This is a genomic window from Streptomyces sp. NPDC047043, assembly GCF_040644055.1.
GTDB lineage: Bacteria > Actinomycetota > Actinomycetes > Streptomycetales > Streptomycetaceae > Streptomyces.
This window is the reverse complement of record NZ_JBEYVO010000036.1, coordinates 115,546-127,957: the sequence shown is the minus strand read 5'-3', so window position 1 is coordinate 127,957 and position 12,412 is coordinate 115,546. Positions and strand designations below refer to the sequence as shown.

10 protein-coding genes and 1 pseudogene are annotated in these 12,412 nt (G+C 72.1%); 5 read left to right on the top strand and 6 right to left on the bottom strand.

Features of this window, described 5'->3' with window-relative positions; translation table 11 throughout:
- Positions 1 to 219: 219 nt before the first annotated feature.
- The 4 genes from ABZ880_RS43370 to ABZ880_RS43355 all read right to left on the bottom strand — a co-directional run bounded on the left by ABZ880_RS43370 (position 220) and on the right by ABZ880_RS43355 (position 4,802).
- Positions 220 to 1,221, bottom strand: coding sequence for a VOC family protein (locus ABZ880_RS43370; RefSeq protein ID WP_361275508.1), 1,002 nt, complete (start codon positions 1,219 to 1,221; stop codon positions 220 to 222).
- Positions 1,218 to 2,090, bottom strand: a complete 873-nt coding sequence (locus ABZ880_RS43365) for an alpha/beta hydrolase (RefSeq protein WP_361275506.1) — start codon at positions 2,088 to 2,090, stop codon at positions 1,218 to 1,220. The genes ABZ880_RS43370 and ABZ880_RS43365 overlap by 4 nt, the downstream gene beginning before the upstream one ends.
- Positions 2,091 to 2,097: 7 nt before the next feature.
- Positions 2,098 to 3,699, bottom strand: a complete 1,602-nt coding sequence (locus tag ABZ880_RS43360) for a bifunctional 3-(3-hydroxy-phenyl)propionate/3-hydroxycinnamic acid hydroxylase (protein ID WP_361275503.1) — start codon at positions 3,697 to 3,699, stop codon at positions 2,098 to 2,100.
- 380 nt (positions 3,700 to 4,079) lie between these two features.
- Positions 4,080 to 4,802, bottom strand: a complete 723-nt coding sequence (locus ABZ880_RS43355) for an IclR family transcriptional regulator (protein WP_361275524.1) — start codon at positions 4,800 to 4,802, stop codon at positions 4,080 to 4,082.
- Positions 4,803 to 4,910: 108 nt separating this feature from the next.
- On the opposite strand from ABZ880_RS43355, the gene mhpD reads away from it, so the two are divergent.
- Genes mhpD through dmpG form a run of 3 tightly spaced genes read left to right on the top strand, consistent with a single transcriptional unit; the run spans position 4,911 to position 7,668 of the window.
- Complete coding sequence (mhpD, locus tag ABZ880_RS43350; protein ID WP_361275500.1) at positions 4,911 to 5,720, top strand: 2-keto-4-pentenoate hydratase; 810 nt, start codon at positions 4,911 to 4,913, stop codon at positions 5,718 to 5,720.
- Positions 5,717 to 6,652, top strand: coding sequence for an acetaldehyde dehydrogenase (acetylating) (locus ABZ880_RS43345; protein WP_361275498.1), 936 nt, complete (start codon positions 5,717 to 5,719; stop codon positions 6,650 to 6,652). The genes mhpD and ABZ880_RS43345 overlap by 4 nt, the downstream gene beginning before the upstream one ends.
- Positions 6,649 to 7,668 (top strand): 4-hydroxy-2-oxovalerate aldolase, encoded by a 1,020-nt coding sequence (gene dmpG, locus ABZ880_RS43340; RefSeq protein ID WP_361275496.1) that lies wholly within the window; start codon positions 6,649 to 6,651, stop codon positions 7,666 to 7,668. The genes ABZ880_RS43345 and dmpG overlap by 4 nt, the downstream gene beginning before the upstream one ends.
- Before the next feature lie 4 nt (positions 7,669 to 7,672).
- Here dmpG and ABZ880_RS43335 read toward each other — a convergent pair whose 3' ends face one another.
- Together ABZ880_RS43335 and ABZ880_RS43330 are read right to left on the bottom strand one after the other, a co-directional pair.
- Complete coding sequence (locus ABZ880_RS43335) at positions 7,673 to 8,818, bottom strand: helix-turn-helix domain-containing protein (RefSeq protein WP_361275521.1); 1,146 nt, start codon at positions 8,816 to 8,818, stop codon at positions 7,673 to 7,675.
- 85 nt (positions 8,819 to 8,903) lie between these two features.
- Entirely contained in the window at positions 8,904 to 9,086 is a 183-nt protein-coding gene (locus ABZ880_RS43330; protein WP_361275493.1) for a hypothetical protein, read from the bottom strand.
- A gap of 221 nt (positions 9,087 to 9,307) precedes the next feature.
- Here ABZ880_RS43330 and ABZ880_RS43325 point away from each other — a divergent pair, with 221 nt between their 5' ends.
- Positions 9,308 to 10,300, top strand: coding sequence for a DUF3068 domain-containing protein (locus ABZ880_RS43325; protein ID WP_361275491.1), 993 nt, complete (start codon positions 9,308 to 9,310; stop codon positions 10,298 to 10,300).
- A gap of 207 nt (positions 10,301 to 10,507) precedes the next feature.
- Positions 10,508 to 11,662 (top strand): annotated as a pseudogene (locus tag ABZ880_RS43320) (glycosyltransferase family 4 protein); the annotation flags it as partial.
- Between the last annotated feature and the right edge of the window lie 750 nt (positions 11,663 to 12,412).

Here is a 12,412-nt window from a genome sequence, read left to right as displayed (position 1 = left end):
GACGGCAGCGGACTGATAGCCACACCCAGCACCCCTGGGCGACCCAACCCTACGAATGGCTCGATCAACCCGATCAAGAAGGTAGAGCGGACTGATCCGGTCCCGTTGCAGAAGTCGGCCGTCTCGGGCCCGGCAAGCACGCAGCGGCAGGGACGGGCCGATGACCGCCAGGAAGGCGATCGGCCCGGACCGGTGGGGGGACCGGTCCGGCCGGGGCCATCAGTCGTCGGGAAGGCCCGCGCCGCTGAGCGCCGGCACCGTCTTCTCCGGGCGGGCCAGGGAGCGGGCGCCGAGGCGGAACTGGTCGAGTGTGTCGATGATGGTCCGGCCCACCGGGGTGTGGCCCCAGATGCTGATGCCCTGGTGGGTGCTGGGCTGCCAGGTGGTCTCGTCGACGACGATCGGGTTCCAGCCGACCTCCCACTCGAAGCCCGAGGGGGTGCGGGCGTAGTAGGAGAGTTCCTTGTCGTTGGTGTGCTGTCCGACGGACAGGGCCATGTCGAAGCCGAGTTCGTGCACGCGCTCGTAGCTGCGGGCGAGGTCGTCGAGGCTCGCCGCCTGGATGTTGAGGTGCTGGACGCGGGTGCGGATCGGGTCGACGGGCAGGCCGCGCACGGCGGCGATGGCGATGGAGTGGTGGCGTTGGTCGACCCGCAGGAAGCGGATCTTGAGCTTGATGCCGCTGATGGTCTCGTCGATGTAGTCGGTGAGACGGGCGTCGAAGACGGTGTTGAAGTAGCCGCGCATCAGGGCCGGTTTGGCGGAGGTGATGGCGACGTGGCCCATTCCGGAGTCGCCGGTGACCCAGCCGGAGGCGAGCATCCGCAGCGGCTCGGCCGAGGTCACGGGCGTGGTGTAGATCTCCTGGGTGATGCCCTTGGGGCCGGGAAAGCGCAGCAGGCGTTCGACGCCGCGCAACTGCGCTTCTTCCTTGGCGCCTTCGAGCACCGGCACGCCGTGGGCCCGTACGCGGGCCTCGATCCGCTCGAAGGTGGCGTGGTCGTCGATGTGCCAGCCGGTGGCCACGACGTCCTCGGCCGGGCCGCGCCTGAGAAGGAAGCGGCACTCCTGGTCGTCGAGGCGGAAGCGTACGACGTCGGTGTCGAGGTCGTCGCGGTGCATACCGATGGCGTCGGTGCCGAAGCGGCGCCAGTCGGCGAAGCGGTTGGTCTCGATGACGAGGTAACCGAGGTGGACCGAGCCGAAGACGTCCGCGTTCATCGGCGGCCTGCCAGGAAGTCGGCGCACAGCCGGTTGAAGAGCTCGGCGCGTTCGAACTGCACCCAGTGGCCGGTGTTGGCCACCTCGTACAGGTCGCAGTTGGGCATGCGCGCGGCCAGCATCCGGCCGCCGGCGGGCCGGTTGACCTGGTCCGCGGCGCCCCACAGCACCAGGGTCGGCACCGGCAGCCGGTCCAGGCGCCGGTCGCGGGTGAAGTCCATCTTCCACAGGGTGCGCAGGGCGTTCGGGCCGGACGGGCGGCGCAGCGGGGGGGCCGCGACGACCTCGGGGTCGATGCTGGCCTCGTAGCGTGCGTCGATCACGGAGTCGGGGACGTCGGCGGCATTGAAGACCAGGTAGGTGCGGATGAACCTCTCCAGCTTCAGGCGCGAAGGGCCGTCCCCGGAGTAGTAGTTGAGCAGGCTACTCAGGCCCGGCGTGGGCAGGGCGCGGGTGGTGCCGATGCCGCCGGGGCCCATCAGGACCATACGGTCGACGCGGTCGGGGGCGTCCAGGGCGAGGCGCAGGGCGGCGGCGCCGCCATAGGAGTTGCCCACCAAATGGGCGCGCTGCAGGCCGAGTTGGTCCATCAGCCCGCGCACTCCGTCGGCCAGGTGGCCGAACGGGTCGGCGCCGTCGACTCCCTTGGTGCTGCGGCCGTAGCCGAGCAGGTCGGGCACGATGACCCGGTACTCCTTGGCCAACTCCCCGATGTTCCGTGCGTAGTTGGAGACGCCGGAGGCGCCGGGGCCGCCACCGTGCAGGAGCAGGACGGGCGGGCCGTCGCCCGTCTCGGCGACGAAGATCTTCTTGCCTGCGACGTCGAGCAGCGACTCCTGCATCGACGGCGGTGCGGCGTACGTGGTCATGGTGTCCTCAGGCGGTGGCGGTCACGGTCGGGTGCGGTGCCGGGGCGAATCCGGCGGGCGGCGGCGGGAGTTGGGCTCCGGCGGGCGCGGCGGCGTAGACGTAGGCGTCCGGGCGCAGGGCGAGGGTGGCCACGCGGCGCCCGGTCAGCCAGGGCAGCAGGACGCCGTCGCTGTCGACGACCGTGCCCTCGGCCGGCCGGGAGCCCGCCGGCCGGACGGCCAGCGACTCGACGCCCAGGCGCTGCCACGCCGGCTGCGGGGTGGGCAGCCCGAGGTGCAGCAGCAGCCAGCGCCCGCCGAGCACGTCGTCCAGGCGTACGCGTTCGCCGTCGGGGCCGGTCACCCAGGGTTGTGGGATCTGGTGGCCGGAGGCCTTGGTGCGGGGCCGGGCCTGGAAGCCGTCGTTGTAGTGGGCGACGGGGATCCAGTTGGAGTCCTGCAGCCAGTCGCTGAAGCCCGTGACGCGGTTGAGGAGCGGCATGACCGAGTCGCGGACCCGGGTGACCGCGCGCCGCCGCTCGGTGATGATCCGGCCGACGAACACCGCCCGCTCGGTGACCTCCTTGACGTGCGGTTTGCGCTCGGCCTCGTAGGAGTCGAGGACCGACTCGGGCAGCTGCCCGCGCAGCACGGCGTCGAGCTTCCAGCACAGGTTGGCCGCGTCCCGCACCCCGGCCGCCATGCCCTGGCCGATCCACGGCGGCATGGCGTGGGCGGCGTCACCGGCGAGGAAGACCCGGCCGACGCGGAAGCGGGCGGCGAAGCGGACGTGATGGCTGTAGACGGTGGCCCGCAGGATCCTGATCTGGTCCCGGCCTATGCCGTACGTGGCGACCATGGAGTGGATCGCGTCGTCGGTGGTCAGGTACGTCTCGTCGTCGCCGGGCAGGATCGGGAACTCCCAGCGGTGGTGGCCCAGCGGGGTCGGGCAGTCGACCGCCGGGCGGGCCGGGTCGCAGCGGAAGCGCAGCCGGTCGTGGTCCGGCCACGGCTTGAGCATCTCGGTGTCGATGACCACCCAGCGGTCCTCGTAAGTGCGGCCCTCGTAGCCCACGTTGAGCTGCGCGCGGGTGAGGCTGGAGCCGCCGTCGGCCGCGATGACGTACTGCGCGCGCAGGCGTCGTACGGAATCGTCGCTTGTGGAGACCACGGTGAGCTCGACGCCGTCGGCGTCCTGGCGCAGCCGCAGGCACTCGTGCCGCAGCAGGATCTCCACGTTCGGGTAGCGCTCGGCCCCGTGGCGCAGGACCTGCTCGAGGGCGGGCTGGTAGATGAACATCTGCGGCGGGTGGCCGTGGCCGCGCGGGGTGGGATGCGCGCTGACGAAGGTCCGGCCGCGGGCGTCGACGAAGTCGAGCGGCCGCTCGGCCAGCATGTCCTGCTTGAGCCGTTCGGCCAGGCCGATGCGCTGCCAGATCCGTACGACCTCCTCGTCGGTGGAGATCGCCCGGGCCCGGGAGAAGACCTCCGCGTCCCGCTCGATCACCACGACCCGCAGGCCCAGCGCCCCGAGCAGGTTCGCGGCGGTCACCCCCGTGGGCCCGTAGCCGATCACCGCCACGTCGTACGCACTGCCCTCGGCTCTGTCCTCGGCGCTGACTTCACTCACCAGGCCACCTCACTGTCGTCCCGCCCGTCACGGCTCTTGCTGTAGCGATTACTACAATTGGAATGGTCGATACGGTAAGCTCGGTCCCGGAGACGGTCAAGCGCCGGTACGACGGGAGGGCGCATCGCACGACCGGGCCGCGCACTCCCCTGCAGCGGGTGACCGCCATGGCGGCGAACGGGGCGAAGTCACTGGTCGGCGCGCCGGATTTCCTGCGCCGCGGTCTCCTGCCGGCGCTGAAGTGGCGGCCGACGCAGCCGCGCGGGCGGACGGTGTTCCTCGAGGTCCGCGAGATCGCCGGCCGGAAGATCGCCGAAGTGACCCGCATGGCGGCGAACACTGGCCCACACGACGGCTGGAGCACCCGAGCAGCCGGCCTGTCAGCCACCCCCACGCAGCACCCGCGACAACCCCAGCGCCGCCGTCCGTACCGCGGGCGCGAGTTGGGCGGGGCTGAAGCGTGCTCGGGGGACGGCCACCGAGAGGGCGGCGACCGTGGTGCCGCCGGCGAAGACGGGAGCCGCGATGCAGCTGACGCCGAGGGCGGCCTCCTGCTCCTCGTAGGCGAGACCCGAGACCTGGATCTTCTCCAGGGTCGTGCGCAGGCGTGCCGGGTCGGTGATGGAGTACGGCGTCAGGCGCGGCAGCGGCCCGGACAGCAGCTCCTCGGTCAGCTCCGGGCCGGAGAAGGCGAGCAGCGCCTTGCCCACCCCGGTACAGCTCAGGGGCAGGCTGCCGCCGATGCGGGAGGGCAGTTGCAGCGCCTCGTGGCCGTGCATGCGCTCGAGGTAGACGACCTCCATGCCCTCGCGGACTCCGAGGTGGACGGTCTCGCGGGTGGCTTCGAACAGGTCCTGCAGGAAGGGCAGGGCCGTCTCGCGGAGGTCGAGCCGGTGCGGGACGAGCGAGCCGAGCTCGAAGAGTTTCGCGCCGAGCCGGTACTGCGGGCCCGAGCGCTCCAGCCAGCCCAGCCGGACGAGGTCCGCCGCCAGCCGGTGCACCGTCGGCTTGGGGATGCCCGTGTGCTCCGAGAGTTCCGACAGGCGGAACGGGCCACCACTCGGCTCGAAGGAATCGAGGATGACCGCCGCCTTCTCCAGCATGCTGCCGTTCGCACTGTTCCGTGCCACGGAACAAAGTTTGTGTGTTCGTCGGCCGACTGTCTATATCGATTCCGAGTCACCGCTTCTCCTGCCCCTTGGAGGCATCCCGTGTCGAACCCCGCCCCACTGGCCGTGGTCAAGGCCGCCGACCTGCTGGAGGAGGCCACCCGCACCCAGGTCGCCTGCGCTCCGGTGCGCGGCCTCCTCGACGACGGCGATCTCGAGGCCGCGTACGCCGTGCAGCAGCTGAACGTCCGGCGCGGGCTGGACGCCGGGCGCCGGATCATCGGCCGCAAGATCGGCCTGACCTCCCCGGCGGTGCAGCGCCAACTCGGCGTGGACCAGCCGGACTTCGGCGCGCTGTTCGCGGACATGGCGGTGGCCGACGGCGGTGAGGTGCCCGCCGGGCGGCTGCTGCAGCCCAAGGTGGAGGCCGAGGTCGCGCTGGTGCTGGGTCGGGATCTGCCGCACCGGGAGTGCACGGTCGTCGACGTGCTGCGCGCGGTCGACTTCGCGCTGCCCGCGCTGGAGATCGTGGACAGCCGTATCGCGGGCTGGGACATCTCGCTCGTGGACACGGTCGCCGACAACGCCTCCTGCGGCCTGTACGTCCTCGGCGCCACGCCCGTGCCGCTCACCGCGGTCGACCTGCGTGCCGTGACGATGAGCATGACCCGGAACGGCGAGACCGCCTCCGAGGGCACCGGCGCCGCCTGCCTGGGCAGCCCCCTGAACGCGGCGGTCTGGCTGGCCTCCGCCCTCGCGGAGCGCGGCGACCCGCTGCGCGCCGGCGACCTCGTGCTGACCGGGGCCCTGGGCCCGATGGCTCCGGCCGCCCCCGGTGACGCGTTCGAGGCCCACATCCCGGACCTGGGCTCCGTGCGGGTCGGGTTCGCCCCGGAAGGAGCCCGGAAGTGAGCAGCAAGACCAAGGTCGCTGTCATCGGGTCAGGCAACATCGGCACCGACCTCATGATCAAGATCCTGCGGCTGTCGGAGCGCCTGGAGATCGCCGCGATGGCCGGGATCGACCCGGACTCCGACGGCCTGGCCCGCGCCCGCCGACTGAAGGTCGCCACCACCCACGAGGGCGTCGAAGGCCTCGTGAAGCTGGACGAGTTCACCGACGTCGACATCGTCTTCGACGCCACCTCGGCCGGCGCCCACCGCCACCACGACGACGTCCTGCGCCCGCTGGGGCGCACCCTCGTCGACCTGACCCCCGCCGCCATCGGCCCGTACGTCGTGCCGCCCGTCAACGGCGACGCCCATCTCGACGCGCCGAACGTCAACATGGTCACCTGCGGCGGCCAGGCCACGATCCCGATCGTCGCGGCCGTCAACTCCGTGAGCCCGGTGCACTACGGCGAGATCGTCGCCTCCATCGCCTCCCGCTCGGCCGGTCCCGGCACCCGGGCGAACATCGACGAATTCACCGAGACCACGTCCTCCGCCATCGAGCAGGTCGGCGGCGCCGCGCGCGGCAAGGCGATCATCGTGCTCAACCCGGCCGAACCCCCGCTGATCATGCGGGACACCGTGCACTGCCTGGTCTCCGACTGCGCCACCGAGGCCGTCGCCGCGTCCGTGGAGGAGATGGTCGGCCGGGTGCAGGCGTATGCGCCCGGCTACCGGCTCAAGCAGAAGGTGCAGTTCGAGCGGGTGGCGTCCGACGACCCCCTGCGCACCCTCGCTCCCGGCGCCGGCGACGCCCTGAAGGTGTCCGTCTTCCTGGAGGTCGAGGGCGCCGCCCACTACCTCCCGGCCTACGCCGGCAACCTCGACATCATGACCTCGGCCGCGCTGCGCACCGCGGAGCGCATGACCGCCACGGAGGTGGCAGCCCGATGACCCGTCTGTACGTCCAGGACGTGACCCTGCGGGACGGCATGCACGCCGTACGCCACCGTTACACCGTCGCCCAGGCCCGCACCATCGCGGCCGCGCTCGACGCCGCCGGTGTGGCCGCGATCGAGATCGCGCACGGCGACGGGCTGTCCGGCTCCAGCATCAACTACGGCGTCGGCGCGCACACCGACTGGGAGTGGATCGAGGCCGTCACCGACGTCACTCAGCACGCGGTGCCCACCACCCTGCTGCTGCCCGGCATCGGCACCCTGCACGACCTGCGGCAGGCGCACACCCTGGGCATCCGCTCGGTGCGCATCGCCACGCACTGCAGCGAGGCCGACATCGCCGCCCAGCACATCGCCGCGGCCCGCGAGTTGGGCATGGACGTCGCCGGGTTCCTGATGATGTCCCACATGGCAGAGCCCGCCGAACTCGCCCGCCAGGCCAAGCTGATGGAGTCCTACGGCGCCCACTGCGTGTACGTCACCGACTCCGGCGGCCGGTTGACGATGGACGGCGTCCGCGACCGCTTCCGCGCCTACCGCGAAGTCCTCGACCCGGCTACGGAGTTGGGCATCCACGCCCACCACAACCTGGGCCTCGGTGTCGCCAACAGTGTGGTCGCCGTCGAGAACGGCGCGGTACGCGTCGACGCCTCGCTCGCCGGACAGGGCGCGGGGGCGGGCAACTGTCCGCTGGAGGCGTTCGTCGCGGTCGCCGACCTGATGGGCTGGGAGCACGCCTGCGACCTGTTCCCGCTGATGGACGCGGCCGACGATGTCGTACGACCGCTGCAGGACCGCGAGGTGCGAGTGGACCGCGAGACGCTCAGCCTCGGCTACGCGGGCGTGTACTCCAGCTTCCTGCGCCACGCCGAGACCGCCGCCGCCCGCTACGGCCTGGACACCCGGACCATCCTGGTCGAGGTCGGCCGCCGCGGCATGGTCGGCGGTCAGGAGGACATGATCACCGACATCGCACTCGACCTGGTGGCGCAGGCGGAGGCCGCCGCCTGACCGTTCATTCGCCGGGGGCGGACAGCTCTCCGCGCAACCGCCGTGTCCGCAGGGCCAGTTCGAGCTCGAAGCGGCGGTCGGGGTCGTCCAGGTCCTCGCCCCACAGGTCCCGGATCTGGCGCAGGCGGTTGCGTACGGTCTGGGGGTGGACGCCGAGCCGGGCGGCCACCTCGGGTGCGCCGCCCTGGGTCTGCAGCCAGGCGAGCAGCGTCTCGGCCAGGCGGCGGGCGTGTTCCGGTCCGGCTTCGGCCAGTTGGGCCAGCCGGCGGCGGGCGAGGTCGTCGATCAGTTCCTCGGCGGGGAGCAGGACAAGCGCTTCGGTGTGGTCGCTGCAGCGCAGCAGCCGGTCCTGGGGAAGCAGTCCCTGCTGGATCAGTCCGACGGCCGCCGCCGCCCAGCGCAGTGAGATGGCGGCCCGTGTCACGGGCACGCCGGGGCCGATCGCGCCGGACCAGCCGCCCATGGCGCGGTGCAGCCGCTCGATGCGGCCGGGTGCGTCGGGGTCGGGAAGCACCAGGCGGGGGTGTTCGCCCTCCATGTCCTGCAGGACCTCCTCGCCGAGGGCGGGAGTGACCAGTTGCTGGGCGGGACGGAGCAGGACCACCACGGCGACCTCGGCGGGCAGGGGCCACTCGAGGGCGGCGGCGCGTTCGGCGAGGGCCGGGGTCGGGTCGGTGCGGTGCTCGGTGAGGAGCAGGTCGATCAGCAGCCGCCGGCGGCGCAGGCGCTCCCCGGCCTGGCCCGCGGCGACCTCGGCGTATCCGTCCAGCGAATGGGACACGAGCTCGTCGAGGTACTCGAACGCGGACTCGGCGAGCTCGTACATCGCGGGCGGGGGCATGTCGACCTTCTGCCCGATCTCGGCGAGGCTGCGCCAGGCCAGTCGTACGTTCAGCCGGTAGATCGCCTGGAGGGAGTCGAAGCGCCGTCCCCGCTCGGCCTGGGTGCGGCCGAACTCCCGGAACACTTCTGGGAGTTCGCGGGGCCGTTCGATGTCGGCCGTCAGCCGGGCCACGAAGTTCTCCAGCGCCAGCCTGATCGCCAGGAGTGCCTTCGGCTCGCCCTTTTCGTCGGTGGTGAGCTCCAGGCCCGGGTACTCCTCGCGCATGGCGCGCAGGATGTCCTGCGCGATGTACGGGACCTGCTGCATGGCCAGGCCGGCGAACCGCTGCACCTGCTCCGGCGGCACCTTGTGCCAGGCGGGGGGCGCGGGCACGGGCAGCACCTCCTGGCGGTCAGCGGTGTGCATCGACGGGCGCGGGCGCCGCCCGGTCGCCCGCCTGGTCGGGGAAGGTGACGAGCGGCACGTTCGGCTGCTCGGGAGTGGCGCTGAGGGCGGAGACGAGGCCGACGGCGGCGGCCGCGGCCAGGGCGGCGGAGAGTACGCACGTCAGGACGGCGGCGAAGATTCTTTGCATGGGGACGAGGAGCCTCTCGGTCGATGAGGTTGTCACCCAGCGTTCCGGCCCGGTCCGGCACGATCAGTATTAAGTCGGTGTTGACACCGAGTCAATAGCGGCTTAATTTCGCCGGTCATAACTACTTACTCCCCGGTAGGCCGCTGTCGCCCCGGGTGAGCCGGACCGTTCTCCGCACTGTCGCACGGTTCGCATCTTTCCGCTGCCACCGGAGTGCCCTCATGCGCCGTACAGCTTCCGTTCTGCCGCTCGCTCTGCTCGGTTTGGGCGTGTTCGTGCTGGTCTTCGGCCAGCTGCTCGGCCAGTACGTGGAGCCACGCGTCAAACGCACGCCCCTGGACGTCGACACGACGTCGGTCCTCACCGGGGCCGGCAGCTACTTCGACGCATCGGCCCTGGCCACGGTGGACGGGAAGCGGATCACGATCACCCGCCGGATCGTGGGCGACGTGGCCGCGAGCGAGCGCAGCGGGAACGCGGTGTGGAACGTCTCCACCCAGATCGACACCCCGAAGACCCTGCCGCTGCGGGATCCGCGCAGGTCGCTGCAGTGGACCACCGAGCGCTGGGTCACCGACCGGCGGACCAACCTGCCGGTGCACTGCTGCGGCGAGCAGCCGTCGTTCCGGGGCGACGCCTACCTGAAGTTCCCCTTCGACGTGCGACGACGTACGTACACCTGGTGGGACGACGTGCTGGGCGCGGCCGTACCGCTGAAGTTCTCCGGCACCACGACGGTTCTCGGCCATGAGGGCTACGTCTTCGCCGGCACCGTGGCGCCGAAGCCGACGGGCGTTTTCCGCCAGGTGCCCGGGGCGCTGATGGGGCGGCCGGGGCAGGGTCGGGTGCGGGCCGAGGAGTGGTACGCCGACGCGGGGATCGAGCTGGCGGTGGAGCGCCGTACGGGCCGGATCATGAACGCGCGGATCGCACCGAAGGTCACTCTTCGGGCTCCCGGCGCCCGGCATGACGCGGTCACGCTGCTGGCGAGCGACCGGCTCGAGTTCACCGATGCGACCCGGCGCGCCCAGGTGGCGCAGACGTCGCGGGACAGCCGGCGGCTGGAGGCCCTCGGGGAGACCGCGCCCGTGCTCGGCACGGTCGCGGGCGGTGCGCTCGCGGCCGCAGGGATGATCCTTCTGGTCCGCGGGCGGCGGCGCCCGGCGGTGGGCGGCACCTCACAGGCGGTCGACAGGGCTCACACAGATGACTGATCCGGGCCCGCGGCCGGACGGAAATTGTCACGTAGGTGCGTAGCCAGATCGAACTGCCTTTCCGAAAACTGACGTTACCTACCGGTAAGCCTGTGTTCCCCCGGACCGGCCCAACCGTCACACAACGTCACCACCCAACGTGTCTTCCCGGACGCCCGGCTTCCCCCTTGAGCCCCGTAGATCCCCCACCGACGAGTTGGAGCACCGATGCCCCAGCACGCTCCTTCCCTGGTCCCCGGCCAGGAGCACTTCGCCCCCGCTCATCCCCGCAGCGCTCGTCCCGGCACCGACGTCACCGCCGCCGACCCGTCCCCGCTCCCCCGCCGGATCGTCTTCCTCGCCCGCCGTGACCTGGGCAACCCGGCCGCCGGCGGCTCGGAACTGCTCGTCGACCGCATCGCCGGCGGGCTGACCACCGCCGGGCACCAGGTCACCCTGCTGTGCGGTGGGCCTTCCGCGTACCGCGACTACCGCGTGGTGTCGGCGGGCGGGGACGCCGGTCACTTCCTGCGGGCCCGGCGGGCGTACGCCCGTCAGGTCGGCGACTGCGATCTGCTGGTTGAGGTGTGCAACGGCATGCCGTACCTGGCTCCGCTCTGGCACAAGGGCCCGACGTTGTGCCTGGTCAACCATGTGCACACGGACCTGTGGGACATGCGCTTCCCCGGCCCGGTCGCCCGCCTCGGCCGCAGGCTGGAGCACTGGGCACTGTCGGGCTCGCACCGCGACAGCCTGATGGTGGCCGTGTCCGACTCCACCGCGGCGGCGCTGCGCGGCATCGGCGTGGCACCGGAGCGGATCAGGGTGGTCCACAACGGGGTCGAGGACCCCGGACCGCTGCTGCCCAAGTCCGCCGAGCCGCTGTTCGTGGCCGTGGGGCGGCTGGTCGAGTACAAGCGCATCGACCTGCTGCTGCGGCTGTGGGAGCGGGTGCGTCCGGTGACCGGCGGGCGGCTCGTGATCGTCGGCGACGGCCCCGAGCGGGAGCGGCTTCAGGCCATGGCCGGTCCCGATGTGCTGTTCACCGGCCGGGTCTCGGAGGCCGAGAAGCACCGGCTGCTGTGCGAGGCATGGCTGCTGCTGCATCCGTCCCTGGTGGAGGGCTGGGGCCTGGTGGTCACCGAGGCCGCCGCACGGGCGACCCCGGCCGTCGGCTTCGACGTCCCGGGGCTGCGTGACTCCGTCGTGGACGGTGTGACGGGCGTACTGGCCGGCGGCGAGAGCTCCTTCGCCGCCGCCTGGTGCAGCCTCGCCCTCAGCCAGGAACGCCGCTCGCTCATGGGCCGCGCGGCCGAGGCCCGTGCGGAACAGTTCCGCTGGAGCAGCACGGTCCGGCAGTTCCGCGAGGTGGCGACAGAGGCGTGCGGCCTGGGCGGACCAACGCTCGCGGAGGCCATTGGCCAAGCCCGGTCGACACACGCGGAGGCCTGCCGCACCCACGTGTCCAGGTCCGCGGAGGGCTACGCCGCGGGTCGCTCGACGCCCGCGGACGACCACGGCACGACTCGCTCGACGCCCGCAGAAACCCGCCGCACCGCCCTGACCAAGCCCGCGGAGGACCACGACACGACTGGCTCGACACCCGCGGAGGTCAACGGAACGACTCGCCCGACGCCCGCAGAAACCCGCCGCACCGCCCCGACCAAGCCCGCGGAGGACCACGACACGACCCGCTCCACACCCGCGGAGGCCAACGGCACGAGTCGCCCGACGCCCGCAGAAAGCCGCCGCACCGCCCCGACCAAGCCCGCGGAGGTCAGCGGCACGGCCCGCTCGACACCCGCGGAGGTCAACGGCACGAGTCGCCCGACGCCCGCAGAAAGCCGCCGCACCGCCCTGACCAAGCCCGCGGAAGCCGACGCCACGGGCCGACCGACCCCCGCCGAGGCCTGCCGCACGGCCCTGTCCACGCCTGCCGAGGCACCCGTATCACCGGACTCGCCCATACCCGCCGATCCGGCGGCGCCCTCCGGCCCGCCCATCCCGTCCCGCCCACCGATACCGTCCGATGCGACCGAGATGACCGGCCCGTCAACCGCGCCCGACCCGGCCCTCCCCGCGCCGGCCACCGGCCCCCTCCTGCCAGGTATCCCCTCGCCGCGCCAGGCGGGC